At 43.9% G+C, this 23,142-nt stretch carries 36 protein-coding genes; 31 read left to right on the plus strand and 5 right to left on the minus strand.

Annotated features, from left to right (window positions below):
* The first annotated feature begins 5 nt into the window (after positions 1-5).
* From MWM02_RS08300 to MWM02_RS08350, 11 genes are all read left to right on the plus strand, one after another.
* A complete protein-coding gene (locus MWM02_RS08300) occupies positions 6-350 on the plus strand; it encodes a hypothetical protein (RefSeq protein ID WP_244403437.1) in 345 nt (114 codons plus the stop codon).
* Positions 347-625 (plus strand): YpbS family protein, encoded by a 279-nt coding sequence (locus MWM02_RS08305; protein WP_064551749.1) that lies wholly within the window; start codon positions 347-349, stop codon positions 623-625. Before MWM02_RS08300 ends, MWM02_RS08305 begins: the two co-directional genes overlap by 4 nt.
* Positions 622-1,458, plus strand: coding sequence for a sulfurtransferase (locus MWM02_RS08310; RefSeq protein WP_064551750.1), 837 nt, complete (start codon positions 622-624; stop codon positions 1,456-1,458). The genes MWM02_RS08305 and MWM02_RS08310 overlap by 4 nt, the downstream gene beginning before the upstream one ends.
* A gap of 65 nt (positions 1,459-1,523) precedes the next feature.
* Positions 1,524-1,664, plus strand: a complete 141-nt coding sequence (locus tag MWM02_RS08315) for a hypothetical protein (protein ID WP_099458897.1) — start codon at positions 1,524-1,526, stop codon at positions 1,662-1,664.
* Between the two features lie 91 nt (positions 1,665-1,755).
* Positions 1,756-2,271 carry a peroxiredoxin family protein gene (locus MWM02_RS08320; RefSeq protein WP_064551751.1) on the plus strand — a complete coding sequence of 172 codons (516 nt, stop codon included), beginning with the start codon at positions 1,756-1,758 and terminating at the stop codon, positions 2,269-2,271.
* A 127-nt stretch (positions 2,272-2,398) separates the two neighbouring features.
* The gene (locus MWM02_RS08325; RefSeq protein ID WP_081260293.1) at positions 2,399-2,530 is read left to right on the plus strand and encodes an FbpB family small basic protein; all 132 of its coding nucleotides are present in this window, start codon (positions 2,399-2,401) and stop codon (positions 2,528-2,530) included.
* Between the two features lie 55 nt (positions 2,531-2,585).
* Positions 2,586-2,729: an acid-soluble spore protein N gene (locus MWM02_RS08330; protein ID WP_043904966.1), complete on the plus strand. Its 144-nt coding sequence runs from the start codon at positions 2,586-2,588 to the stop codon at positions 2,727-2,729.
* 56 nt (positions 2,730-2,785) lie between these two features.
* A complete protein-coding gene (gene tlp, locus MWM02_RS08335) occupies positions 2,786-3,019 on the plus strand; it encodes a small acid-soluble spore protein Tlp (protein WP_064551752.1) in 234 nt (77 codons plus the stop codon).
* Between the two features lie 111 nt (positions 3,020-3,130).
* Positions 3,131-3,547, plus strand: coding sequence for an acyl-CoA thioesterase (locus MWM02_RS08340; RefSeq protein ID WP_062755979.1), 417 nt, complete (start codon positions 3,131-3,133; stop codon positions 3,545-3,547).
* A 14-nt stretch (positions 3,548-3,561) separates the two neighbouring features.
* Positions 3,562-3,885 (plus strand): hypothetical protein, encoded by a 324-nt coding sequence (locus MWM02_RS08345; protein ID WP_244403438.1) that lies wholly within the window; start codon positions 3,562-3,564, stop codon positions 3,883-3,885.
* Positions 3,882-4,286, plus strand: coding sequence for a hotdog fold thioesterase (locus tag MWM02_RS08350; protein ID WP_244403439.1), 405 nt, complete (start codon positions 3,882-3,884; stop codon positions 4,284-4,286). Before MWM02_RS08345 ends, MWM02_RS08350 begins: the two co-directional genes overlap by 4 nt.
* A 112-nt stretch (positions 4,287-4,398) precedes the next feature.
* Here the strand turns inward: MWM02_RS08350 and MWM02_RS08355 are convergent, their stop codons facing one another.
* A complete protein-coding gene (locus MWM02_RS08355) occupies positions 4,399-4,686 on the minus strand; it encodes a HesB/YadR/YfhF family protein (RefSeq protein ID WP_064551755.1) in 288 nt (95 codons plus the stop codon).
* Positions 4,687-4,823: 137 nt separating this feature from the next.
* On the opposite strand from MWM02_RS08355, the gene MWM02_RS08360 reads away from it, so the two are divergent.
* Both MWM02_RS08360 and MWM02_RS08365 read left to right on the plus strand, forming a co-directional pair.
* Positions 4,824-4,961 carry a hypothetical protein gene (locus MWM02_RS08360; RefSeq protein WP_198401578.1) on the plus strand — a complete coding sequence of 46 codons (138 nt, stop codon included), beginning with the start codon at positions 4,824-4,826 and terminating at the stop codon, positions 4,959-4,961.
* Between the two features lie 273 nt (positions 4,962-5,234).
* Positions 5,235-6,176, plus strand: coding sequence for a magnesium transporter CorA family protein (locus tag MWM02_RS08365; protein ID WP_064551756.1), 942 nt, complete (start codon positions 5,235-5,237; stop codon positions 6,174-6,176).
* Positions 6,177-6,196: 20 nt separating this feature from the next.
* On the opposite strand, the gene MWM02_RS08370 is transcribed toward MWM02_RS08365, so the two are convergent.
* Positions 6,197-6,790: a DUF502 domain-containing protein gene (locus tag MWM02_RS08370; RefSeq protein ID WP_244403440.1), complete on the minus strand. Its 594-nt coding sequence runs from the start codon at positions 6,788-6,790 to the stop codon at positions 6,197-6,199.
* Positions 6,791-6,969: 179 nt separating this feature from the next.
* Here MWM02_RS08370 and MWM02_RS08375 point away from each other — a divergent pair, with 179 nt between their 5' ends.
* The 6 genes from MWM02_RS08375 (at position 6,970) to MWM02_RS08400 (ending at position 12,167) form a co-directional block, all read left to right on the plus strand.
* Entirely contained in the window at positions 6,970-8,409 is a 1,440-nt protein-coding gene (locus MWM02_RS08375; protein WP_064551758.1) for an NAD(P)/FAD-dependent oxidoreductase, read from the plus strand.
* Positions 8,410-8,521: 112 nt separating this feature from the next.
* A complete protein-coding gene (locus tag MWM02_RS08380) occupies positions 8,522-8,998 on the plus strand; it encodes a tetratricopeptide repeat protein (RefSeq protein WP_244403441.1) in 477 nt (158 codons plus the stop codon).
* A 126-nt stretch (positions 8,999-9,124) separates the two neighbouring features.
* Positions 9,125-10,120: a biotin synthase BioB gene (gene bioB, locus MWM02_RS08385; RefSeq protein WP_244403442.1), complete on the plus strand. Its 996-nt coding sequence runs from the start codon at positions 9,125-9,127 to the stop codon at positions 10,118-10,120.
* Between the two features lie 113 nt (positions 10,121-10,233).
* Positions 10,234-11,139, plus strand: coding sequence for an NAD(P)/FAD-dependent oxidoreductase (locus MWM02_RS08390; RefSeq protein ID WP_244403443.1), 906 nt, complete (start codon positions 10,234-10,236; stop codon positions 11,137-11,139).
* A gap of 272 nt (positions 11,140-11,411) precedes the next feature.
* A complete protein-coding gene (locus MWM02_RS08395; RefSeq protein ID WP_064551762.1) occupies positions 11,412-11,630 on the plus strand; it encodes a YozE family protein in 219 nt (72 codons plus the stop codon).
* Positions 11,631-11,981: 351 nt separating this feature from the next.
* A complete protein-coding gene (locus MWM02_RS08400; protein ID WP_064551763.1) occupies positions 11,982-12,167 on the plus strand; it encodes a YozD family protein in 186 nt (61 codons plus the stop codon).
* 17 nt (positions 12,168-12,184) lie between these two features.
* Here the strand turns inward: MWM02_RS08400 and MWM02_RS08405 are convergent, their stop codons facing one another.
* Positions 12,185-13,297 carry a DUF2515 domain-containing protein gene (locus MWM02_RS08405; RefSeq protein ID WP_064551764.1) on the minus strand — a complete coding sequence of 371 codons (1,113 nt, stop codon included), beginning with the start codon at positions 13,295-13,297 and terminating at the stop codon, positions 12,185-12,187.
* Positions 13,298-13,396: 99 nt separating this feature from the next.
* On the opposite strand from MWM02_RS08405, the gene MWM02_RS08410 reads away from it, so the two are divergent.
* From MWM02_RS08410 to MWM02_RS08425, 4 genes are all read left to right on the plus strand, one after another.
* Positions 13,397-13,594 carry a hypothetical protein gene (locus MWM02_RS08410; protein ID WP_064551765.1) on the plus strand — a complete coding sequence of 66 codons (198 nt, stop codon included), beginning with the start codon at positions 13,397-13,399 and terminating at the stop codon, positions 13,592-13,594.
* A gap of 2 nt (positions 13,595-13,596) precedes the next feature.
* Positions 13,597-14,427: a serine/threonine protein kinase gene (locus MWM02_RS08415; RefSeq protein ID WP_064551766.1), complete on the plus strand. Its 831-nt coding sequence runs from the start codon at positions 13,597-13,599 to the stop codon at positions 14,425-14,427.
* A gap of 82 nt (positions 14,428-14,509) precedes the next feature.
* Entirely contained in the window at positions 14,510-14,827 is a 318-nt protein-coding gene (locus MWM02_RS08420) for a YodL domain-containing protein (RefSeq protein WP_244403444.1), read from the plus strand.
* 114 nt (positions 14,828-14,941) lie between these two features.
* Entirely contained in the window at positions 14,942-15,100 is a 159-nt protein-coding gene (locus tag MWM02_RS08425) for a hypothetical protein (RefSeq protein ID WP_198401579.1), read from the plus strand.
* Between the two features lie 133 nt (positions 15,101-15,233).
* Here MWM02_RS08425 and MWM02_RS08430 read toward each other — a convergent pair whose 3' ends face one another.
* Complete coding sequence (locus tag MWM02_RS08430) at positions 15,234-15,392, minus strand: hypothetical protein (protein ID WP_198401580.1); 159 nt, start codon at positions 15,390-15,392, stop codon at positions 15,234-15,236.
* A 107-nt stretch (positions 15,393-15,499) separates the two neighbouring features.
* Between MWM02_RS08430 and MWM02_RS08435 the strand changes: the two genes are divergently transcribed.
* From MWM02_RS08435 to MWM02_RS08445, 3 genes are all read left to right on the plus strand, one after another.
* Positions 15,500-15,901, plus strand: coding sequence for a hypothetical protein (locus MWM02_RS08435; RefSeq protein WP_244403606.1), 402 nt, complete (start codon positions 15,500-15,502; stop codon positions 15,899-15,901).
* A 435-nt stretch (positions 15,902-16,336) separates the two neighbouring features.
* Positions 16,337-17,044: a purine-nucleoside phosphorylase gene (gene deoD / locus MWM02_RS08440; RefSeq protein ID WP_064551770.1), complete on the plus strand. Its 708-nt coding sequence runs from the start codon at positions 16,337-16,339 to the stop codon at positions 17,042-17,044.
* Positions 17,045-17,209: 165 nt separating this feature from the next.
* Entirely contained in the window at positions 17,210-18,013 is an 804-nt protein-coding gene (locus MWM02_RS08445) for a M15 family metallopeptidase (RefSeq protein WP_244403445.1), read from the plus strand.
* Positions 18,014-18,725: 712 nt separating this feature from the next.
* On the opposite strand, the gene MWM02_RS08450 is transcribed toward MWM02_RS08445, so the two are convergent.
* A complete protein-coding gene (locus MWM02_RS08450) occupies positions 18,726-18,974 on the minus strand; it encodes a hypothetical protein (protein ID WP_064551772.1) in 249 nt (82 codons plus the stop codon).
* A 329-nt stretch (positions 18,975-19,303) separates the two neighbouring features.
* Here MWM02_RS08450 and MWM02_RS08455 point away from each other — a divergent pair, with 329 nt between their 5' ends.
* The 5 genes from MWM02_RS08455 (at position 19,304) to MWM02_RS08475 (ending at position 22,755) form a co-directional block, all read left to right on the plus strand.
* Positions 19,304-20,182 carry a cation diffusion facilitator family transporter gene (locus tag MWM02_RS08455; protein ID WP_064551773.1) on the plus strand — a complete coding sequence of 293 codons (879 nt, stop codon included), beginning with the start codon at positions 19,304-19,306 and terminating at the stop codon, positions 20,180-20,182.
* Between the two features lie 90 nt (positions 20,183-20,272).
* Entirely contained in the window at positions 20,273-21,217 is a 945-nt protein-coding gene (locus tag MWM02_RS08460) for a magnesium transporter CorA family protein (protein WP_244403446.1), read from the plus strand.
* Between the two features lie 123 nt (positions 21,218-21,340).
* Entirely contained in the window at positions 21,341-22,276 is a 936-nt protein-coding gene (gene rarD / locus MWM02_RS08465; protein ID WP_064551775.1) for an EamA family transporter RarD, read from the plus strand.
* A gap of 208 nt (positions 22,277-22,484) precedes the next feature.
* The gene (locus MWM02_RS08470; RefSeq protein ID WP_081260335.1) at positions 22,485-22,583 is read left to right on the plus strand and encodes a YjcZ family sporulation protein; all 99 of its coding nucleotides are present in this window, start codon (positions 22,485-22,487) and stop codon (positions 22,581-22,583) included.
* Positions 22,584-22,614: 31 nt separating this feature from the next.
* Positions 22,615-22,755 carry a YjcZ family sporulation protein gene (locus MWM02_RS08475; protein WP_081260295.1) on the plus strand — a complete coding sequence of 47 codons (141 nt, stop codon included), beginning with the start codon at positions 22,615-22,617 and terminating at the stop codon, positions 22,753-22,755.
* Positions 22,756-23,142 lie beyond the last annotated feature (387 nt).

Genomic DNA, 23,142 nt, shown 5'->3' on the forward strand with positions numbered 1-23,142 from the left:
GCGGGATGGATGAAGCCGATTCGCTTGCTGGAGGGCGCAAAGATTATTCACAGCGATGCTGCGCGCAAAATTCACTCTTCGCCTGGCTATCCGCCGCAATCGATATGAAGCGCCCGGGATTTATCTGTTTCCCGTTCCCGGCAGAGAAGCAATCGGCGTTCGTTTGCCGCCGTCTTGCACCGCTTCCAAAAAGGGGAGAAACAGTACGTGCGCTCGGGATTCAAAAAACGGATAAAGGGCTTTATACTTATTGTCAGCGGCTTGGTTACGTTATCCATTTTGCTGTTGAGCACCAAAGCCGTACGTCCGCATTGAATGGAAAAGGAAAAGAGAAAGGAAGATTCGAATGAGTGAAGTTCATGAAGCGATTACCGCCCACATCCAAAAACAGCATGCGATCATTAAGCGTTTTGTCCAATTAGAGGCAGATCGGGAACGCTATATTGATGAAGCTGTTGCGCTTTGCCAAAAGGGGTTGCCGTTTACTGTCGACAAAATTAATCAGATAACGAAGGAAATGAATGAATTGGCAAAACACGGCGTTGTGCCGCAGCGAAAATATGTGACGGTCGAAATGGTAAAAGAATATGTGGAACGTTTAACAAAGCAAGGGGGAAAGAAATGAACTATATTGTTTCACATGAATGGCTTATAGAGAGACTCGATCACGAAAATATCCGCATTATTGACTGCCGTTTTTATCTTAATGATCCAACTCGGGGATTAAATGAATATAGGAAAGATCATCTTCCTGGAGCATTATATTTTGATTTAGAAAAAGATTTATCCGCGCCTGCCAGCAAACATGGCGGACGGCATCCGCTTCCGCCTGTTGAAGAATTGGCAGAGAAGCTATCAGCGTCAGGAATTGATGAAACGGTTACAGTTGTTGCATATGATGACCAGGATGGGGCGATGGCTTCACGGTGTTGGTGGCTGCTTCGCTATCTTGGGCATGAGTGTGTCTATGTCCTAGATGGAGGCTATACAAAATGGAAAGAAGCGGGGTATCCAGTCACATCAAAGGTTGCTGCCGTAAAACCGCGATCATTTCAGCCTCGTCTTCAGCCTTCGTGGTTGGCGACTGTCGATGACGTGCGCCGTGCGGTTCAAGAGTCATCAGCAATTATTATCGATTCACGGGAATGGAAGCGATACGCAGGTATAGAAGAACCAATCGATCGTGTTGCCGGACATATTCCGGGAGCCCGCCACATGTTTTGGAAAGACTGTGTGACGGACGAGGGATATTGGAAAAATCCGCAAGAACAAGCGGAGCGTTTTGCCGCAATCAAAAAAGATGCTCCCATTATCGTGTACTGCGGTTCTGGAGTGACGGCATGTCCAAACGTGCTTGCGTTGAAAGAGGCAGGTTATACGAACGTGCGATTGTATGCCGGAAGTTGGAGTGATTGGATTTCCTATTCAGAAAATCCGATTGCGACAGGGGAAAAATAACAACATAATTTTTTCACCGTTTACCTATACTACCGATATACCCTTGTTGCAAAGGAGGAAGGCGAATGGGCCGCACAAAACTCGGCAACGCCAATGCGCAACGAAACAACAACGCCAAGCAAAAAAACGGCTTTAATCATGAATTTGCTTCCTATGCGGAAGTAGAAACGAAAAAAATGAAAAACGAACATAAAAATATCCGCTAATCGATCAACGGGGGTGTCTTATGGACGCCCCTTTTTTGCTTTTTTTCTTTACGATTTTATGGTTTAATAAAAGCGAGCGGGAGGGAAATAAATGAAAAAATTCATTGGCGTTATCTTGCTGCTTGCCCTTACCGGATACGGCATTTGGAACGCGCTTGCCGCTGAAAAGGCAAAGGAAGTCGGCCTTTCTGTAGGCAACGTTGCGCCGGATTTTTCGTTGCGGACGCTCGACGGCCAAACGGTGCGTTTATCGGATTTTCGCGGGAAGCCGGTCATCGTCAACTTTTGGACGACATGGTGCCCGCCATGCAAAAAAGAAATGCCCGATATGGAAAAATTTTATAAAGCCCATCATTCTGATGTGGAATTGCTAGCTGTTCATTTAACATCGCAAGATACTCGCGAAAATGCAAAGTCATTCGTTAACGAACATCAATTATCGTTTCCGGTCGCGCTTGACGAAAAACAGAAAGCGTTAAAGCTGTATCATATTCAAACGATTCCGACATCGTATATCATTGACCGGGATGGAGTCATTCGCAAAAAAGTGGTCGGTCCGATGACGTACAAACAGATGGTGGAAGTAACAGCGGCGCTCCGCGACTAAAAGCATCTTTCCATGGAAAGGTGCTTTTTCTTATTTTCCGCGCATTATTTTTCAAAAAGTTGTAATAATTTTTGTCTATTTCGGGAATTAATGAAATTAAAATAATAATTGAGGGGAGGGTGAAAAAATGCGAAGAACCCGTAAAGTGACATTTCAAGAATTAATAATGGAAAATAAGCGTCAATTGCTAAATGACCGTGAAGCAATGGAAAAAATCGAAAAAAAATTGGAAGAACGAATGCTAAAAAAAGCAGAATAATCCGGGCATAGCGATCATCCGGGCGGACAAACTAGATGGTGAGGAGGCGAGGCACATGAGCAATCCGAGAGGAAACCCGAAATATTTCAATCCGAACCATCTAGGCACCCAACCTCGTGCCGCTGGAGGAAATAAAGGGAAACAAATGCAAGATCAATCTGGGCAACATGCTCAAGTCATTCAAACGAAAGGCGAATAATTGCTTGTTCATATAAAACATAAATGCCAAATGACAATCACGAAGGAGGAAACGTGATGGCACATCATCGTCCGAAACCGGATGACCGCAGCGACAACGTGGAAAAACTGCAAGATATGGTGCAAAATACAATTGAAAATATCGAAAAAGCAGAAGAAACGATGCAATTTGCTTCCCCGGAAGAACGGGAACAAATTCGCGAAAAAAATAAACGCCGCGAAGAAGCGATTGCGGCGATGCGTGCCGAAATTAAAGACGAAGCAGCGGCACGTGAAAGCGGCTATCAGTAATGTCGAAAACGGAGTGATCCACATTATAGGATGACTCCGTTTTTTATTTCATAAAACATAGAGTATGATAAGATATAGTTGTTATAGAAGATGGTAACGGAGGGAGAACGAATGAAAGTCGCTGAAAAACAAATTGAAGTGCGTTATGCGGAAACCGATCAAATGGGGGTTGTTTACCATGCCAATTATCTCGTCTGGATGGAAGTCGGGCGCACGGAGCTGATCAAACAGTTAGGCTTTCATTATGCCGATATGGAGAAAGAAGGAATTATTTCTCCCGTTGTCGATTTGCAAGTTTCCTACAAAAAACCGCTTCATTACGGGGAGACGGCGACCGTCCGCACATGGATCGACGCTTATGACGGCATTCGCGTCACTTATGGGTATGAAATTTTAACGCCGGACGGAGAAATCGCCGTGACGGGAAAATCGCAGCATGTTTGCGTCAAGCGCGATACGTTTCGCCCGATTGTCATTCGCAAATATTTTCCGGATTGGCATGAAGCGTATGAACGCGCGAAAAAGTAAAGGAGATACATACGATGGCTTTCGGCATTCGTAGGCAGGAATTAATCGAATGGAAGGAGAAAGTACAAAAAGGGGAAATCGCGTTCTTAACTCATTATTGGTATGACGAACGGTTTCCGCAATATACGACGGTAACAAAAGTCGGCTGTTCAGACATCGAAAAACTTGCCGCATGGGGGGAAAAATACGGATTGTGCCGGGAATGGATTCATGAGCGCGATCTGTTTCCGCATTTTGACTTGTTTGGAGAAAAGCAGATCATGATTTTGCGACAAGAGGGCTTGTTTGACCATCTGAAACGGTTTCGTTTAGCAAGTAAAGGAGAGGGAGAAAGGTGAATTTGGCTCATTTAAAAGAGATAGGGAAAGGAACGCTATTAGAAGCGCTAGGCATTGAGATTACCGAGTTAGGCGAAGGGCGCGTCGTAGCGACGATGCCGGTCGACCACCGCACGCATCAGCCGTTCGGGATTCTTCATGGCGGCGCTTCTGTCGCCTTGGCGGAAACGGTGGCGAGCATCGGCGCATATGCGCTTGTCGATCAAGAAACGGAAAACGTCGTCGGTTTAGAAATAAACGCCAACCATATCCGCGCTGTTCGGAGCGGCACCGTTACCGCTACAGGCACCGTTCTTCACCGCGGCAAAACGACGATGGTATGGGATATTAAAATCGTCGATGAACAACAGCGTCTCGTCTCTGTTTCGCGCTGTACGATTGCCATAATCAAAAAAAGCTAGCCATTGCGAAAGAGCTAGCTTTTTTATTCTGAATCAATCAGAAATAATTGGAAAATAAGGGATATTCAACTATTATTGGTTTATATCTTCATGGAGCACAGGCGAGAGCGGTTCATCCGATCATAAACACTGGCTCATTTGCCTGCTTATTGAAATCGATGACTAAATTATGGCCATCGAAATACCATATGTCGCGGTCTTCCACAAAAAAGGTGATTCCATCGATTGTTGTTTGCGCTCCTGGTTCGATAGGGTCGTCCTTGGCCACACCGAGGGAAAATCCGCTTTGTACGGTGCTGCATCCGCCATAGCGCGCGAAAAAGCGGACGGCATCGCCTTTTTGCAAATTAAGTTCTTCCTTGTACCATGCAAATGCTTTTGGCGTTAAAATGATCTCCATTTCTGCACCCTCCTTATTTTTATTATAAGGGAGAAAGCGATACTATGTAAAAAGTTAGTGAATATCTTATGACATTTTTGACTAAATCGCGTTTCATTGGCAAAAAGTAAAGAGAGAAGCGAAGAAGGAGGGCAAAAATGGAGAAAAAACAGGCGTTTCCGCTGAGCTACGAATCCGATGGAGTGATGGGAAACAAACAGAAAAAACGATCCAATCGCGGCAAGGCAGAACAAAATCAACGCGATTTTTTCAACACGACGCCGTCGAGTGAATAAAGTAAAAGTAGCCGGCAGGCTGCTTTTTCTTTCGAAAACCACTATACAAATGCGCCATTCAACGTTATTATTAATCGAGGAATATTTTTTGCGAAAGGAGTGACGTTTTCGTATATGAGTAGTCGAAGTTCGAGTGAACCAGAGCCGGAATATAGCGGGGGAGCGCCGTCTTCTTCTTTTTCGATCACCGAGCTACTCATCGTACGAAAACGGGCTCCGATCGAAAAAGGAGAAGAGCAAACTTCCTCGCGATGAAAAGGAGGAAGGATGCGTATGATGAAAATGTATTTATCCGATGCCAACGGAAAAATGGCAGAAATTGATGAAATTAAAAATGGCTGCTGGATTAATTTAGTAGCGCCGACGGAAGACGAAATCCGCTATATCGCCAATCATCTTGATATTCCGATCGATTCGATCAAAGACGCGTTGGACGACGAAGAGCGGTCGCGCGTCGAAAAAGAAGACAACCATGTATTGATTATTGTCGATATTCCGATTGCCGCCAATGATGAAGTAGATGGGCCAATGTATGAAACGATTCCGATCGGCATGATCATCACCGATACATGCTTTATTACCGTTTGCCTTCAAGAAAATCCGATTTTTGAGGAATTTTCCAACAATAAAATCAAAAATTTTTACACGTTCATGAAGACGAGATTTGCGTTGCAAATGTTATATATGATTGCGACATATTATTTGCGCTATTTGAAACAAATTAACCGCAGAACGAGCGAAATTGAAAAAGAACTGCATCAGTCGATGAAAAATAAAGAGCTGTTTTCGCTTCTCAGCATGGAAAAAAGTTTAGTATATTTCATGACATCGCTCAAAGCGAACAATATTGTGATGGAGCGCTTGTTGCGCCTAAACTACTTGCGCATGTACGAAGACGATCAGGATTTGCTTCAAGACGTCATTATCGAAAATAAGCAGGCTATTGAAATGGCGGAAGTATACAGCAGCATTTTAAGCGGGATGATGAACGCGTTCGCTTCGGTCATCTCAAATAACTTAAACATTGTCATGAAGTTTTTAACGGCAATTACGATTGTCATTTCCTTGCCGACGATGGTGGCGAGTTTTTATGGCATGAATGTGCCGATTCCATATCAGCATTCCCCATATGCGTTTATGGTGGCGATGTTGATCGCTGCTTTATTGTCGACGGTTACTGCGTTTATTTTTTGGAAAAAGCGATATTTTTTATGATGTGTCAAAAGGGCTGCCTTCTATTCAGGCAGCCCTTTCTTTTTTGCTGAGGCCATTCCTCCGGAAAGAACGAATTTCATCGCTTCTTCTGGTTTCATATCAATGATTTGCACTTGTTGTTTCGGGACTAAAAAGGTAATGCCTGCTACTTGGAACGTTTGCGGAATGTAGACGGCGACATGGTCTTTAAGCGGATTGAGCCAGTTTTCGACCTCCTCTGACGTGATAAAGCCAAGGCATTTCATTCCGGTATTAGGCAATTCCACGAGCACTACTTTGGAAAATGACCGTTTTTCGCCGACGAAAGAAGTAATCGTATCTTTTATTACTGAATAAACCGTTTTAATCAACGGGATGCTTTCTAACAGGCGATCGATCAACCGAATCACGCGCCCGCTCACGTATTGCGTGGACAGCCAGCCAAGAACGGTAATGAGAATGATCGTGCATAATATTCCGATTCCCGGTATGTAGTCTTCTTTTAAATACGGGCGTACGTAGCGGCCAAGCAGCCCATCCAAAAACGCAAACACTTTATAACATACATATATCGCCAAAATAATCGGGACGATCGTAATCACGCCGTTAATAAAATTTTTCACTAAAAATTTCATCTGTTCACACCCTTTCTTTTTGCTACTCTATCAACTTATCAATTTTATGATCGAAAAACAAGCGATTAAAAACGAACATTTTTTATATAAAATTATTTAAAAGTTCGTATTTTATATTGACGAGACAAAAAATTCTTAGTATAGTTACAAATGGAATACGGAAAATGGGGGATGGACAGATGAACAACCGTTACGATGTAATCGTCGTCGGCGCAGGGCCGGCAGGAATTTTTACATGCTATGAACTAACGTTAAAACTTCCGGGAGCAAACGTTCTATTGATTGATAAAGGACATGATATATACAAACGGAATTGCCCGATTCTTCAGAAAAAAATCGAGAAATGCCCGCCGCCGGCCGGCAAAAAAGATTACGCCGGCTGCGTGCCGGCATGCTCGATCACGAACGGCTTCGGCGGGGCCGGCGCCTATTCGGACGGCAAATTTAATATTACAAGCGAATTCGGCGGCTGGATGACCGATTATTTGCCGGCGTCTAAAGTGCTGGAACTCATTCGCTATGTCGACGAAATTAATTTAAAACACGGAGCGACGACATCGATTACTGACCCGATGACCGAGAAAGTGAAAGAAATTGAACGCCGCGCTTACGCCGCTGGGCTGAAGCTGCTTCGCGCCTACGTCCGCCATTTAGGAACGGAACAAAACTTAGAAATTTTAAAAAGCATTTTTGAATATTTGCATGAGCGGATTGAGATGCGTTTTAAAACGGAAGTCGACGATATTATAACGGAAAAAACGAACGATGGGCATCGCGTGACAGGAGTAGTCCTGAAAAACGGCGAAACGCTGATGGCGGAGAAAGTCGTCATCGCACCGGGGCGCGATGGGTCGGTGTGGCTGAGCAAAATATTGCGGAAACGCCGCTTGCGCATGATCAACAACCAAGTGGATATCGGCGTGCGTGTCGAAACGTCGAACATTGTCATGGAAGAGATTAATGAACATTTGTATGAAGGAAAATTTATTTTCAACACGTCGGTCGGCACGCAAGTACGCACGTTTTGCAGCAATCCGTCAGGGCATGTCGTCGTTGAAAACCATTCCGGCATTATGCTCGCCAATGGCCACGCCTATAAAGATCCGGAACTTGGTAGCAATAACACCAACTTTGCGCTCCTTGTATCGCACAAGTTTTCCGACCCGTTTGATAAGCCAAATGAATACGCCCATGAAATTTCCCGGCTTGCTAACGCGTTATCGAACGGCGGCATCATCGTGCAAAAGTACGGCGACATTTTAAAAGGAAGACGCTCTACGGAAAAACGGATCAAAGAAGGATTTATCGAGCCGACGCTGAAAGAAGCGGTTCCTGGCGACTTAGGTCTTGTTCTCCCGTATAATACGATGAAAAGCATTATTGAAATGACGGAAGCGCTCAATCACGTCACTCCGGGAATTGCTTCCGAGCATACGCTTTTTTACGGGGTCGAAGCGAAATTTTACTCCGCCCGCCCAAAATTAAACGACCGGTTTGAGACGGAAATTTCCGGCTTGTACGTCGGCGGCGACGGCGCCGGCATTACGCGCGGCCTTGCCCAAGCGAGCGCCTGCGGCGTATGGATCGCCCGCGATATTGTCGAAAAATTAACGGAATAAATGGAAAAGGATATGCGCCTATATGGGAGCATATCCTTTTTTATATGACTAGTGAAGGATTTTTCGTTCATTTGCTCGAACAACACCTATTGAGAAGAAGGAGGGAAACTAAATGTTGAATAAGGCGATAAAACTGATCGAAGCAAAGCAATATGAAGAAGCACAAACGATATTGCGCTCATTGCTTGATGCATTTCCTAAAGATGCAATGATTCATTTTTATTACGCCACTACCTATGATTCACTAGGGCTGGAAAGAAAGGCAATTCCGTATTATGAAAAGGCGATTGATTATGGTCTTGAAGGCGAGCTGCGCCAGAGAGCATTGATCCAATTAGGCAGCAGCTACCGCTGTACCGGCCAGTATGAACAGGCGGCCAACGTGTTGAAGAAAGGATTAAAAGAGTTTCCTGATAACGTAGCCTTACAAGCATTTTTGGCGATGGCACTTTATCATATGAGAGAAGAAAAAAGGGCAGTGTCAATGTTGATTCATGCGCTGGTCGCCGCTTCTTCTGACCCTTGGATCAAAAAATATGAAAAAGCGTTAGTTTTTTACGCCGACCATCTTGATGAAATTTGGAATTAACAGTTAATAGACGCTCATCGGCAACTTGATAATGGATTAACCGTTAACCAAAAAAATATTTTGGTTGACAATATGACTTCTCTTCCGATACGATAAATGTAATCATATGGAAAGGGGAGAGGAAGAATGCCAAATTGGCTAGCATTGGCTGATCGCGTCATTGCAGGGCATGAATTGACCGATGAGGAAGCGCTGGCGGTGTTAGACTGCCCTGATGAGGAGCTGCTTTTGCTGATGCAAGGCGCATACAACATTCGCCGCACGTATTACGGCAATAAAGTAAAGCTTAATATGATTATTAACGCGAAATCGGGGCTTTGTCCGGAAAATTGCGGATATTGCGCGCAGTCCGCCGTTTCGACGGCGCCGATCAAAACGTATAAACTAGTTGATAAAGAAACGCTCATCCGCGGAGCGGAAGAAGCGTACCGCCTGCGCATTGGGACATACTGCATTGTCGCGAGCGGCCGCGGTCCGAGCGAAAAAGAAATCGATACGGTCGTTTCCGCTGTCAAAGAAATTAAGGAACGCTTCGGTTTGAAAATTTGCGCATGCCTTGGCATCTTAAAGCCGGAACAAGCGGCGCGCCTGAAAGAAGCGGGAGTCGACCGCTACAACCACAATATTAACACATCGAAAGAACATCATCCGAACATCACGACTTCCCATACATACGATGACCGCGTAAGAACGGTGGAAACGGTGAAACAAGCTGGCATTTCTCCTTGTTCGGGCGTCATTATCGGCATGAAGGAAACAAAACAAGATGTCATCAACATGGCGCGGAGCTTGCGCATGCTTGATGCGGATTCGATTCCTGTTAACTTTTTGCACGCGGTGGATGGCACGCCGCTGGCGGGAACGAATGAATTGGATCCGCGCTATTGTTTAAAAGTATTGGCCTTGTTCCGCTACATTAACCCAACGAAAGAAATCCGCATTGCCGGCGGGCGCGAAGTCAACTTGCGCTCGCTGCAGCCGCTCGGCTTATATGCGGCAAACTCCATTTTTGTCGGCGATTATTTAACAACAGCCGGCCAGGAAAAATCAGAAGATTATCGGATGTTGGAGGATCTTGGCTTTGAAATTGATTTTGCCGAGGAACAACAAACGGTTTGTTAACAGGTGGCTTGCGCCGTCTCTTATACGGAGGCGGCTTTTTTTATGCAAAGTGCATGAATACGAGTCAATAACGAACACTACAAAATAAAAGCAATGACGGGAGGTGATATACGATGTATGAATGCATCATTATCGGAGGCGGAATCGCCGGATTGCAGGCGGCAATTCAGCTCGGCCGCTACCATCATCGCATTCTTGTGATCGATGCGAATAACGGCCGTTCCACGCTTTGTCGCGCGTATCATAATTTGCTCGGCTGGCCTGACGGCGTGAGCGGAGAAACGCTGCGTGCGCTCGGCAGAAAACAAGCGGAACGATTGGGAGTGCATTTTGCCGATGATGAGGTAGTGGCTGCGGAGAAAAAAGACAAGCGATTTGTTTTGTTTGGAAAAAGCGGGAAAACGTATGAAAGCAAACGGCTGCTATTGGCGACGGGCGTGAAAGACCGGATTCCCCCCATTCCCAATCTTATTCCATGTTTAGGAACGAGCGTTTACGTTTGCCCGGACTGCGATGGATATGAAGTAACAAACAAAAAAGTGATCGTGCTCGGAGCGGGAGTCGCTGGGGCGAGCATGGCAATGGCGCTTTTGTATTGGACAAAGGACATTATTTATGTTAATCATGATGGTGAAGAGCTATCGGGGAAATGGCGGAAGCAGCTGTCCGAACAAAGCATCCGTTACATTCGCGAACCGATTGAATCCGTGCTAGTAGAGGAAGGGCCGATGTTTTGCGGCATCCGTTTGCAAAACGGTACGGAAATTTTCGGTGAGCGCGGATTTATCGCATTTGGCCATAACAAAGTGAATACAGAGCTTGCCAAACTGCTTGGCGTGGAGCGGTTAGAAAATAAGCATATTCCCACTAACCCGCGGACGAAAGAAACAAACGTCCCGAATATTTGGGCGGCAGGAGACATCGGCGTTCATTCGGAGCAAGTCACGATCGCCATGGGGGAAGGGGCGCAGGCGGCGATTTGGATTCATAAAAGCATTGTGAATGAACAAGGCGATTAAAAACATTTATAAATTGGATGGAATTGCTTCCGCTTTCATCGGGCCATGTCATGTTGATTAGAAAGGGCATAAGATAAAACATTATGCGAAATTTCCGGCTAGGTTCCTGCATGCGAAAGAGAGTCTTCCATGCCTATGAGTGGGTGATGAACATGCTCTTTCATTGTAAAAGAGGGAGCGGAGGCTACATAAATGTTTCAATAAGCACTTCACAAAACCGCGCAAACTCATTAAAATGACAACAAAGAAAAAAAGAAAGAGGATGTGGGACAATGGCGCGTTCGTTTTATCATTATTTATTAAAATTTCGTGACGGAACAAAAGAAGACCCGTTTGTCCGGTTTGCGAATGGAGCATATTTTGATCACAGTTTTCCAAAAATGTCAACCGATTATGATGAAATTAGTCGGTACTTAGAGTTAAACGGCGATTACTTAGATAGCATGACGATATTTGATGAGCTATGGGAACAGTTTTTACGGGAGGCGTAAACGTCTTCTCATCTTTCCTTTTTTGAAAACGTTAACAAAACGTTTTTTCGGATTGACGGAGGCGCCCGCTCATTTGTGCCCGCGTAATTTCAACATGGGCTGCAGATGAGTGGCGCTTTGTTGTACGGAACGGTTGGCGTGCGGCGATACGATGCGTTTTTGGGCAAAATTAATGATGGCCGCTTACAACGGTTCCTTTTGTTTTATCGATGATGGCTGCTTGTCCATATAATATTGTTTTTTTCTACTAATGCTTGGGCAAAAAGGGAAAATTAGTACATAGATCAGCAAATTCTTTTGACATAAAACGGTATCAGCGCACATAAAACATTACAAAGGGGGCGAGACGTAGTGAAAGAAATTGAAGTCGTCATTGATACGGAAGAAATTGCCGAATTTTTTTATCGCGAATTGATCCGCCGTGGTTTTGTGCCGACACAGACAGAATTAGAAGAACTAGCGGATATTACGTTTGATTATTTATTGGAAAAATGCATCATTGATGAGGAGCTTGACATCGGAGACAGCGACGAGTGACACCGCTCGTCGTTTTATTATGGAATCGCGGAGGCGGCAACTCTTAAGGTTTGAATGTTATGCATATAGTTTGTCGTCATATCTTTTTCTTTTATCACAGGGATTGTTTCCATCATTTTGATAATTGTTTTATCGGTAAACCAGTCACGGCGGTCGGAAAACGGATGGGGGATGTTCGGCCACACCGCTTCCAAATGTGGGCTGTAAATGCGAAAAGGATCGGTTTTTTCGGGAGAAAATAGCTGCGGCCAAAAATCGGCGCGTGAACCGGTATGCGCCGTTTGCGACGCAAATTGGCAGGCGCGCTTTGCTAGCTGTTTTTGGAAAAACAATATGCTGTAAAGCGTTTTACCGATATGAATGCGGTGATGGACATCGGCAAAATCGCGGACAGTTGTGCCGGCAAGGCGGATATGGCGATCAGCCTTGTACGGAATGAGCACGTCGTTAAAACCGAGCCATTGCTCGGCAATAAACGGCATTGTCTCGAGCACGTGCGCTTGAAAAAATTTGTTTTCGATCACTCTTTTTTGAATGTACTGCTGTTCGTTAATGATCAACGCCACGGTGATTACTGGCGAATTTTTGGTTTCAAAAAAATATTCCCAAAATGGTTTCATAAAGGAAGAAACAAAAAAACAAGGCAGCAAATGAAATAATGGTTTTTTCATTTGTTTGCTTTGTTCATATAGCAACAGCTGAGGGTAAGCGTCATGAAAAATCAGCGCGTTTGCCCTCTCCAAAAATAAAAACAGCGGGTGAATCGATGCGGAGGGGAGAAGACGAGGAATGACGCTTCCCCGCAAATCGGTCATATTCCATCCGCCGTTTCGGGAAACGATATGCGCCAAAAGCGCCCAATGGACTTCGGGGTGGCGCTCGAAAAACGCCCAATAGGCCGCTGTCCGCGTAATGTTGTTGCGGTTATACCTCGCTGTTTTTTTCCAGATTTCAGAAACAAGCTTATCTTCTTCTTCGGTAATGCGGGGGTGCGGCGGACGTTCCCATTGTTCCGAAAGTTGATGCAACAACGATGGGGAAGCAATCTGAATGCGGTGCCGATATAAAAAATGACGGTACAGTGACTGCACAGGATGAATGATTCGGGATAAAAAACGATTTCGTTCTATGGCGACACCCCTCCTAGCACTTATTTTGCGTGAAAGTGAAACTCATGCTTGTTTTATTCGTATATATGAGTAAACTTTATTCAAAAAGGAGCGATTATGATGCTGAAAAAAATGATCAAAGCAATTTTGCAACAAAGCATGTCGCATCGTCATTACCACAAAGGCCATTACAGCAGCAGCGACCATTACCATGCGCCGAATCATTATCCGCATATCCATCCTTCCCAATATGGTTATAAGCATTATAAAAAGAAACACCATAGCGGCAGCTTCTTTTCAAGCTTTTTTGGCAGCTAACGATGCGACTACCTTATTTTTTCTCTTCGTTCGCCCGTTTATTCGAACGTCGGTATCGAAAAGGCCATCTTCTTCGGCAGCGCTATCGAATTATTGAGGAGCTAGGCATGGGAAGTTATGGCATTGCTTATATGGCAAGCGATTTACAGACGGGAAGGAGTGTCGTGGTAAAACAGGGGCGGACGAAGCGGAACATAAGCGACGCGTTGTTTCAGCGGGAAGCGGCCATTCTTCGCCGCCTTCAGCACCCGCAAATCCCGAAATTGTATGATACGTTTGTGGAAGAAGGGATTCCACATCTTGTGATGGAGCATATAGAAGGAGATACAGTAGAGACGTTGATTTTTGAAAAAGGACATACGTATACGGAGCATCAATCTTTTTGTCTGCTCCGCGATGTGCTCGAAGTGGTCGCTTATATTCACGCCAAGGGCGTCGTGCACCGCGACTTGCGCATTCCGAACATTTTGCTTTGCGATGGCGCGGTGTTTATCATTGACTTTGGTTTGGCGCGTTTTTTTGGAGAACCAATCCCTCATCTGGAAACATATGTTCTTGAAAAGCGGCTCCGGAGGGAAACGAGCGCCAAAAGCGATTTTTATGCATTAGGGCATTTCACTTTATTTTTGTTGTATTCTTCTTATGAACCGGTGGCGGAGGAAGAAAAAAGCTGGGAAGAAGAATTATCGCTTTCCGCCGAGGCTCGGCGCATATTGCGAAAAATGCTGCAAATAGACCGGCCTTATGACAATATTGCCGCTTTGATCAACGATGTTGATCAGTTGATCGGACGCGAAATTACTGGCAAGCAACTAATCCATTCGACAAAATAACAGCCATTTTGCTAAAGGAATCGACATCGCTTATCACTAATATGATTGGATAATAAAAGGATGACAAAAAGGAGCGATGTCGATGGTACGCCTATTGATGAAAAAAATGCTTCATGTAAAGCGAGAGTATGATATCACCATATTTCAAACACCGAGTTTTGGGCAAACGAAAGGATATAGGCAAGTATACAGGCTGACAATCAGCGCGGCCAATCACCATCAAGCATTATCGCATATTTATCGTATGTTTAACGTACCCGATTTATTGCCAAAAGACTACCAAGCCCGTTTTATGAGTACGGGAGATATTGTTTTCATTGACGAAGGACTAAATGGGCAAGCGTATTACAAATTATGTCCGGAAGGATGGCAAAAAATTAGCCGCATTCACATTCGTTAGCGAAAAATTCGAAATATTCCATCCTGAAATAAAAAAACGATGGTATAATGAAGAAAAAAGTCGAATAGTTTACGTGAATTTCGGGTATGGATATAAAGGAAGGGAGGCGGTCATTTGGAGAAGAAAAAGTATGATAACAGGTTTCCAACCATCGCGCCGGGAATCGATGATGATGAAGAGCTAAACGAAAAAGCGACGAAAGAAGAAATTGCCCAGGGCGATTATACGAAAGTAGTGACATTATCCTTTGATGAAGTCGATCCTGCCACATAACCCTTGTTGTCATGCAAGGGTTTTCTGTCATACTTAGGCTTGGCGATGCGGCTGATTAGGTCTCAAAACAGCGAAAAAGTGAGCCAAGCTCACCGGCCAGAGAAGGGAATTTTACACAAAAATCAGGGTATCGTTATGACTCCGGGTTGTCGTGATGTCCTGGTCCGTTTTTTCGTCCTCCCGCAGCGGAGTATTCTTTCGCGTGTGCCATGTCCTCAGCAATTAATGCTTCTTTTGGAATATGGTTATTCTTTTTTTGACCGTTAATGCGGTTTCGGTGTTTTTTACCCATAACAGCTTCCTCCCTTGTTATTATGTCATTGTTAGTTTGGGCAGTTTCGGCGGGTTTATTGATAGAAAATTTTTGCAGTTGAATGTAAAGGGGAAGGGGAAACGGTGATGGTCGCGCTTACTGTTTCAATGTTGCTTAGCGTCGTATCCGTCGTTGTTTTGCTATTTGTAAAAAACCAGATAGAACGAAAGTTTTTTCGCTGGAAAGACATACCTTTTTTGCATGTGGTCAACGTGCTTATCGCCGGGGGGATTGTGGCGGTTTCCTATTACACGTTCAGTGATATCGGTGTACAGCTGGCGAAAATAAAATGGACAAAACAATTTTTATACGTTTATGCGGGAGCGATAGAGTTAGTTCTTCCTATGTATCTACTCGGTTATTGGCTTGTTCGCAAACGAAAAGAACGGGAAAAAAAATATACGCGAAGCAAAGATAAAAAAGTGCTGTATATTAATGAGAAATATTTAGCGCGCCGCCGCGATGATTATCATTCCAAGACGTCTTAAACGGGAAGGGGAGAAAGTTTCTCCCTCAAAATTTTGTTTTTTCTTTTTTCGAAGTGGATGGTTGGTTATTGGAGCGGGATGACGGGTTTGTTTTATTGGCGTATTCTACCGCTTGTTCCAATTTCTTTTTCATCAGTGATCGCCTCCTTCCGAACGCTGCGACAGGAGTGTTATGAAATTTGGTAAGATTTCGCCGCCTTGTTATTCAGTATGCCCATAATGATGATTTTTTACGCATAACGCTTTGCTGGATGATGTGTCCAAAATGCAAACAAGAAACCGATAAAAAGCGATTGTATTTTCTAACGAGCGAAGTTCATTGGCAGAAAATAGTGCTTGATCTTTTGCTGCCATTTCCAATGAATGTGTGATATGATAGAAAGGCAAACATGATGCCAAAGAAATTGTTGTTATCGAACGAAGGAGGTATATTGCTTGAGCATCCATATCGAGGCGAAGCAACAAGAAATTGCCGAGAAAATTTTGTTGCCGGGTGATCCGCTCCGCGCCCAATATATCGCGGAAACGTTTTTAGAAGGAGCGACATGCTACAATCGCGTGCGCGGCATGCTTGGTTTTACTGGTACATACAAAGGGCACCGCATTTCCGTGCAAGGGACGGGAATGGGAGTTCCATCAATTTCAATTTATGTCAACGAATTAATACAAAGCTATCATGTACAGACACTCATTCGCGTTGGAACGTGCGGAGCGATCCAAAAAGATGTAAATGTTCGTGACGTTATTTTGGCGATGAGCGCATCTACGGATTCGAACATGAACCGTTTAACTTTCCGTGGACGGGATTATGCGCCGACAGCAGATTTTGATTTGCTGCGGACCGCTTATGAAGTCGGCGGCGAAAAAGGGCTTCAGCTAAAGGTCGGAAGCGTCTTTACAGCTGATATGTTTTATAATGACGAACCGGACTGGGAGATGTGGGCCCGCTACGGTGTTTTAGCCGTCGAGATGGAAACGGCGGCATTATATACGCTGGCGGCAAAATTCGGTCGAAAAGCGCTTTCGGTGCTGACGGTAAGCGACCATATTTTAACAGGAGAAGAAACAACGGCACAAGAACGGCAAACAACGTTTAACGATATGATTGAAGTGGCGCTGGAAACGGCGATTCGCGTAGAATAATCGCGCAATGGACCGTCAAGCACGCATATGAATGAAAACACCGTTGATTTTTTATGCTGGGGAGTACTGCGATGCAATCACATTTGCGCGCAGGAAGGGAAAAGCTTTTTTGCATCCAAGAACGCGCCGGCTTTCGCCGTGCAGAAACGTAGAAAAGGTGAAATGATGAAACAGCTATTTCGATGGATGGCGGTTGCATTGCTTTTTTTATTTAGCGGATGCAGCCAACTAAACCATTTTTCGAGTGAAAAAGCAGCGGACAAAATAGATGAGCGTGCGGCAATCGATAAGAACGAGAAGAAGAAACAAGCTGCGGACCCGGAGCTATTGCTCGAACCGGAATATTGGAATGTTGTCAAAGTGCAAAATGGTATAAAGGTCATTATGAATCCAAGCAATGTATTGGCGCTTGTGAACAAAGAACAATCGTTGCCGGCTACGTATAAGCCGGATGATTTAGTGGTTCCACGCGTTCCGTTCTCGTTTGCCGAAACGAACGTGGATAAACGGTATATGCGCGCCGAAGCGGCAAAAGCGCTTGAAGCGTTATTCGCCGCTGCCCGTAAAGACGGCATCCGGCTTGCAGCCGTATCCGGCTATCGTTCCTATGAGCGTCAAAAAATAATATTTACGGAAGAAGTAAAAGAAAAAGGAAAAGAAAAGGCGATTCATGCGGTCGCGCTGCCAGGGCAAAGCGAACATCAAACGGGATTGGCGATGGATATCACAAGCCCGGCGGTTGGATATCAATTGACGACCGCTTTTGGAGAAACGAAAGAAGGAAAATGGGTTGCCCTCCATGCTCATGAGTACGGGTTTATTATTCGCTATCCGAAAGGAAAAGAAGCGATCACCGGATACCAATATGAACCGTGGCATCTTCGCTATGTCGGGAAAAAAGCAGCGAAGGTGATGTTCGAGAGAAACATAACGCTGGAAGAATATTTTCGCATTGTGAAAAAGACATAATGGGAAACCACGAAAAGGAGATATAACCAAGACGAAAAACGCCTTCTTTCATGTTACAGAACATAGAAGAAGGCGTATTTTATTGATCCAAAACAAAAATGAAAACTGGCAAATCTAAATTACGTAAGCCAATTATGTAGTTTCTTGACTTATTTCCAATTCTATTTCGGAAATTTCTAGGCAATGACCGAAGCTGTTTTGAGGTTAGCCAATTCATGCCTAATAAAGCTATGTGTAAATGGAAGATTCACTTAACTCATATACTAACCACTATGCTATCTACAATGTTCGTTAAAAACCTCCCGCTAAGTAAAAGCGTAAAATTCCGATTTATGAAAAGAATTTTCATATAAATATCCCCCTAACATAAACCATTTCAATCAAATACTAATAAAAATATTTAAAAAATAGTTGAAATGTGCAATAGATTGATGATAAAGGTTCTTCACCATAAAATGTACTTGAAAACCACATGTGCATAAGAACATAAAAAAGTGAAATTTCCTGTATGGTAAAGATGTTCAAATTATCAAACTTATGGAGGAATTTTCGCATTCAATCTCAGTTTATCAAAGATTTGATCGCTTTATCCAAAAAGCAAATGCATCTTTTAGTGATGGACGAAAATATTTTAAAATGATAAAGAAGAATGCAAAAAGTGGTCCCGCACTTGTTGCTAGAGGGCCACTTTTTTGCATCATACAGGAATTTTTTACCAAAACAAACCAATTAATGCGATCGCGGCGATGGCGGCGAGCGCGATTCCGTATCCCCACCCCCATCCCCAGCCAACAAACGCGTAGCCAAACCCGCCGAGGTTTCGCGCTCCGACTGGCGCGATATAGACGCGAGTTGGGGTGACACGGGTGATCCGTCCGATATGAACATTGCCAAATTTATCATGGATACGTACGACTTTACCGTGGTAGCGGCAGCAAACATGATACCAATGCGGCGACATTTGTCCTCCTCCTTTTGTCATTATTCATGGTAGTGTATGTTAGGGAAGACAGCCCGGTTTGTATCAATGACTATGTTTAACAGGAAAATAGACGATCGCCGAGCTTATGCCCAATGCGGCGCTGCTGTTGTGAAAACCATGAGTATTGTCGATTCCTCTTTTTTTATATGATTGCAACTTGACGCTAGTTTGGCTTTATCCAAAAAAGTTACCTTAATAGGAAAAAATTTGCCCACTTCTATACTCCTTCCAAAAGCCAATTTTGTTGCTATAGACTCACACGTTTTTGTATTGGTACACTTATAAATGCAAAAAAGGACAGTGCTAGGTTGGTGAAGTATGTGGAAAAGAAATGGAAAGCAGAATTAGGGGCTTGGATCAGTATCGTTAGCTATATCGTATTAGCGATAAGCAAACTGATCGTCGGCTCCATTGCTCATTCGGACGGCGTCAAGGCAGACGGATGGAATAATTTTAGCGATATTATTGCTTCTGTTGCGATTCTAATCGGAATTAAAATTGCGAAAAAACCGCGTGACCATAATCATCCGTATGGCCATTCGCGGGCGGAAAATATTTCGTCGTTAGTTGCGGCATTCATGATGATGTCGATCGGCATAGATGTGATCATTGAAGGAATTTCTTCCATTTTTCATCCCGGAACCGAAAGCGCTCCTGAACCTCTTGCCGCGTTTGTCGCTATTGCATCCGCTCTTGCCATGTTAGCCGTATATTCTTTTAATACGCGGTTAGCGAAGCGGACGAATAGCCAAGCGCTTGCCGCGGCCGCAAAAGACCATTTGTCCGATGCCCTTGTTAGTGTTGGGACGGTCGTCGGGATTGCTGGAGCGCAAGTTCATCTATTGTGGCTCGATCCGCTTGTTGCTGTGCTAATTGGAGGAATGATTTGTAAAACTGCATGGGGAGTGTTTATGGAAACGTCCCATGCGTTAACCGATGGGTTTGACGAACGTATATTGACGACATACAAACACGAAATCGCAACCGTTGACGGGGTAAAAAATGTTGCCGATATAAAGGCAAGAATGTTGGGAAATTATGTCGTCCTTGAGGTAACGATACATGTCGATCCGCATTTAACGGTTGTTAAAAGTCACGAAATTGCCGATGAAGTCGAGCGCTTAATGAAAAAGCATCATAATATTGAAGCGACGCACGTTCATATTGAGCCGGAAAAAATTCCTTAACCGCTTTCCAAAAGCGGTTAAGGTTTTTTTACGAAAAAAACGCCAACACTATATGGTGATGAAATAACCGCGTAAGAAAGGAAATGTGTGATGCTATATAATGACATGATTGCTAACGTCAATAACCGTTATGCACCGGCTGGAAAAGACGCGTGTTGGCTGCATTTTACGAAAGCCTCCAAAACAGACTTGGAGCGGTTATTGCAGACCATTTCCGTCCATCCGCTAGCAAAGCAGCGGTTGTTATACGGAACGGACATACCAATGGTGGACGAGTATGAACGATGTTTATTTATTTCGCTTTTTATCATTCGCCCTCGGCTGCAGATAATGAAAATACAAATGATTGTCACAGAGCAGTATATGATTAGCTATGCAGAAGAAAATGACCCATTGATTGAGCAAGTAAAAGAAAAACTGCTTCATCATCGCGAACATGCGTCACATCCCGGATATGTGTTGTATTATTTTTTAGATGTATCCACACGTCGTTTTTTACAAGTGATTGATGACATTGCCGACCGTATTCAATCGTTGGAAAAACAAGTGTTTAAAACGCCGTTTGCCAATGAAATTGGTCGTAATATTTATCGCTGGAAAGTCTGGATTCATGAGCTTCGGCAGATTACGGAAGCACAGGAGGAAATGATGAAACTGCTTCAGCATACAAAGTTTCCATATATTCATGCAGAGACAAATCCTTATATGCAAGATGTCGCCGGCCGTTTTTCCCGCATTACCGCCGCGTTGGACAAGTTCAAAGAAACGCTGTCTGGCATTTTTGATTTACAGTTGTCATTAAAATCCGATCACATGAATGTCATTATGAAAACATTGACATTAGTGAGCGTGATTTTTATGCCGATGACGTTTATCGCTGGCGTATACGGCATGAATTTTGAAGCAATGCCGGAGCTGAAATGGAAGTATGGTTATGTTTATGCCCTTTTGTTAATGGCCGCACTCGGTATTTCCATTGCACTATATTTTAAGAAAAAAGGCTGGTGGGGAGAAACGGATACGAAAGAAAAGTGACGCCGTGAAAAGCGTTTTGTAATCGCGTTTTGCCTCTAGTGGGCGTTTTTCTTGGAAAAAAACAGAAAAATGGTTATAATGAATCAGTAAAACAAAAGCAATCAAATAAAAGGGGATAGGGCAGTGAATCGAATCAGTGAAGAGAAAATCGGAATATTATACACGGCATTTTCTTATTTGCTGTGGGGGATTTTACCGCTCTATTGGAAGATGCTAGAATCCCGACCTGCGATGGAAATTTTAGCCCATCGGATCATATGGTCGTTTTTCTTTATGGTCGCGCTGCTTGTTGTAACAAGGCAAATCACGTTGTGGCGAAAACTCGTTTCGATGATGATCAAGCAGCCAAAATTAGCATGGGGAATAAGCGCAGCGGCGGTTTTAATTAGCGTGAACTGGTTTGTATACATATGGGCGGTCAACCACGGACATGTCGTTGAAACAAGCTTAGGTTATTATATTAATCCGCTGGTGAGCGTCGTATTAGGAATGGTGGTATTAAAAGAACGGCTCAATGTATGGCAATGGATTTCCTTTTTTCTCGCCACCATCGGAGTTTGTATCATGACATTCCAATATGGCGCCCTTCCGTGGATTGCGCTATCGCTTGCCTTTTCCTTCGGCGTTTACGGGCTAGTGAAAAAACTGGCAAGCGTTGATTCTGCGGTTGGTTTGACGTTGGAAACGATGGTCATCACACCGATTTCTTTCATCTATTTGTTCGTTTTATATCACCATCATGCTTCGCTTTTATCGACGATCACTATTTGGCAGGCGTTATTATTGATCGGCGCTGGGCCGGCGACTGCCGTTCCGCTCTTATATTTCGCCAAAGGAGCGAAACGGATTTCGCTTACGATGCTCGGATTTCTCCAATATATTGCCCCGACGTTGACGTTATTATTTGGAATATTTTTGTTTCACGAAGCGTTTACGAAAGCGCATGTATACGCGTTTAGCTGCATTTGGGCGGCGCTTGTCATTTTTTCTTTTTCCAAAACAAAATGGATGCAAGGATGGCACGATAAATTCGTTAAACGGAATTCATTTGGAATGTAGAAAAACGGACCGAAACATCGGTCCGTTTTTTCTTATACTGAGCGAGGCGATGAACCAATAAATTAGTTATGTTCGGTCCGCCAATGGCTTTTTGTCGAAGTCAGAAAGCTTGAATCATGCGCCAAACACCCATTTTCATGAAAATATCTAACCATTTTTGGACTAAATGAATAGTCTACTAGTACAAAAATGAAGGAGGTGCTCAATGATGGGTGCAGCTTACGGTGGTGGATTTGCGCTAATCGTCGTTTTGTTCATTTTGTTGATTATTGTTGGATGCGCATGTATTGGTGGTTGGTGGTACTAATCGCCTAATTAACGTAAGGAGGTGGGCAACAATGCCATATGGTTACTACGGCTGGGGCGGCTATGGCTGGGGTGGCTACGGCTGGGGCGGTGGCTACGGTTATGGCCATGGTTTTGTGCTTATCGTCGTCTTGTTCATCTTGCTCATTATTGTCGGAGCAACATGGTGCTAACGGTTCAATCGATAACAAACGATTATTGGGAAGAAGCTAACCAACTGCTTCTTCCCAATTTTTTCGTTTTTAGAAAAAGGATTTTTCGCAATGAACAATATGGCAGGACTAGCGATTTGTCTTTAGAGCATTATCCAGATGCGATGACGGAAGCATTTTAGTGAAAAGATGGAAAATGAAGAGCTTTTAATGCTCATTAGTTATTCCTTATTGTCAAGATTGCATACAGACTTTGAAAAACGTGAACTGGAAAAAGAGAAAGTCATTTGGGAGCACGGAGAATAGATAAAAAATTGCCATTAAAAAACGAGAAAGAGGCTTTCGTACAGCCTCTTTTTTCGCGTAAACAAATCCGCTTTGTTCCCGCATTTGCCTTTCGCCATGCCA

The organism is Parageobacillus sp. KH3-4, assembly GCF_022846435.1.
In the GTDB taxonomy this organism is placed as follows: Bacteria; Bacillota; Bacilli; order Bacillales; family Anoxybacillaceae; genus Parageobacillus; species Parageobacillus thermoglucosidasius_A.

Excerpts from the sequence above, each read along its gene's own strand:
- MWM02_RS08320 (WP_064551751.1), top strand. The coding sequence starts at position 1,756 with ATGAAAAAATTCATTGGCGTTATCTTGCTGCTTGCCCTTACCGGATAC.
- MWM02_RS08460 (WP_244403446.1), top strand. The coding sequence starts at position 20,273 with ATGCTATATAATGACATGATTGCTAACGTCAATAACCGTTATGCACCG.
- MWM02_RS08300 (WP_244403437.1), top strand. The coding sequence starts at position 6 with ATGGATGAAGCCGATTCGCTTGCTGGAGGGCGCAAAGATTATTCACAG.
- MWM02_RS08375 (WP_064551758.1), top strand. The coding sequence starts at position 6,970 with ATGAACAACCGTTACGATGTAATCGTCGTCGGCGCAGGGCCGGCAGGA.
- MWM02_RS08470 (WP_081260335.1), top strand. The coding sequence starts at position 22,485 with ATGGGTGCAGCTTACGGTGGTGGATTTGCGCTAATCGTCGTTTTGTTC.
- tlp (WP_064551752.1), top strand. The coding sequence starts at position 2,786 with ATGGCACATCATCGTCCGAAACCGGATGACCGCAGCGACAACGTGGAA.
- MWM02_RS08435 (WP_244403606.1), top strand. The coding sequence starts at position 15,500 with ATGGTCGCGCTTACTGTTTCAATGTTGCTTAGCGTCGTATCCGTCGTT.
- MWM02_RS08430 (WP_198401580.1), bottom strand. The coding sequence starts at position 15,392 with ATGGGTAAAAAACACCGAAACCGCATTAACGGTCAAAAAAAGAATAAC.
- MWM02_RS08330 (WP_043904966.1), top strand. The coding sequence starts at position 2,586 with ATGAGCAATCCGAGAGGAAACCCGAAATATTTCAATCCGAACCATCTA.
- bioB (WP_244403442.1), top strand. The coding sequence starts at position 9,125 with ATGCCAAATTGGCTAGCATTGGCTGATCGCGTCATTGCAGGGCATGAA.
- MWM02_RS08305 (WP_064551749.1), top strand. The coding sequence starts at position 347 with ATGAGTGAAGTTCATGAAGCGATTACCGCCCACATCCAAAAACAGCAT.
- MWM02_RS08475 (WP_081260295.1), top strand. The coding sequence starts at position 22,615 with ATGCCATATGGTTACTACGGCTGGGGCGGCTATGGCTGGGGTGGCTAC.
- MWM02_RS08360 (WP_198401578.1), top strand. The coding sequence starts at position 4,824 with ATGGAGAAAAAACAGGCGTTTCCGCTGAGCTACGAATCCGATGGAGTG.
- MWM02_RS08355 (WP_064551755.1), bottom strand. The coding sequence starts at position 4,686 with ATGGAGATCATTTTAACGCCAAAAGCATTTGCATGGTACAAGGAAGAA.
- MWM02_RS08420 (WP_244403444.1), top strand. The coding sequence starts at position 14,510 with ATGGTACGCCTATTGATGAAAAAAATGCTTCATGTAAAGCGAGAGTAT.
- MWM02_RS08370 (WP_244403440.1), bottom strand. The coding sequence starts at position 6,790 with ATGAAATTTTTAGTGAAAAATTTTATTAACGGCGTGATTACGATCGTC.
- MWM02_RS08445 (WP_244403445.1), top strand. The coding sequence starts at position 17,210 with ATGAAACAGCTATTTCGATGGATGGCGGTTGCATTGCTTTTTTTATTT.
- MWM02_RS08450 (WP_064551772.1), bottom strand. The coding sequence starts at position 18,974 with ATGTCGCCGCATTGGTATCATGTTTGCTGCCGCTACCACGGTAAAGTC.
- MWM02_RS08390 (WP_244403443.1), top strand. The coding sequence starts at position 10,234 with ATGTATGAATGCATCATTATCGGAGGCGGAATCGCCGGATTGCAGGCG.
- MWM02_RS08395 (WP_064551762.1), top strand. The coding sequence starts at position 11,412 with ATGGCGCGTTCGTTTTATCATTATTTATTAAAATTTCGTGACGGAACA.
- MWM02_RS08340 (WP_062755979.1), top strand. The coding sequence starts at position 3,131 with ATGAAAGTCGCTGAAAAACAAATTGAAGTGCGTTATGCGGAAACCGAT.
- MWM02_RS08410 (WP_064551765.1), top strand. The coding sequence starts at position 13,397 with ATGCTGAAAAAAATGATCAAAGCAATTTTGCAACAAAGCATGTCGCAT.
- MWM02_RS08345 (WP_244403438.1), top strand. The coding sequence starts at position 3,562 with ATGGCTTTCGGCATTCGTAGGCAGGAATTAATCGAATGGAAGGAGAAA.
- MWM02_RS08315 (WP_099458897.1), top strand. The coding sequence starts at position 1,524 with ATGGGCCGCACAAAACTCGGCAACGCCAATGCGCAACGAAACAACAAC.
- MWM02_RS08310 (WP_064551750.1), top strand. The coding sequence starts at position 622 with ATGAACTATATTGTTTCACATGAATGGCTTATAGAGAGACTCGATCAC.
- MWM02_RS08415 (WP_064551766.1), top strand. The coding sequence starts at position 13,597 with ATGCGACTACCTTATTTTTTCTCTTCGTTCGCCCGTTTATTCGAACGT.
- MWM02_RS08325 (WP_081260293.1), top strand. The coding sequence starts at position 2,399 with ATGCGAAGAACCCGTAAAGTGACATTTCAAGAATTAATAATGGAAAAT.
- MWM02_RS08365 (WP_064551756.1), top strand. The coding sequence starts at position 5,235 with ATGATGAAAATGTATTTATCCGATGCCAACGGAAAAATGGCAGAAATT.
- MWM02_RS08380 (WP_244403441.1), top strand. The coding sequence starts at position 8,522 with ATGTTGAATAAGGCGATAAAACTGATCGAAGCAAAGCAATATGAAGAA.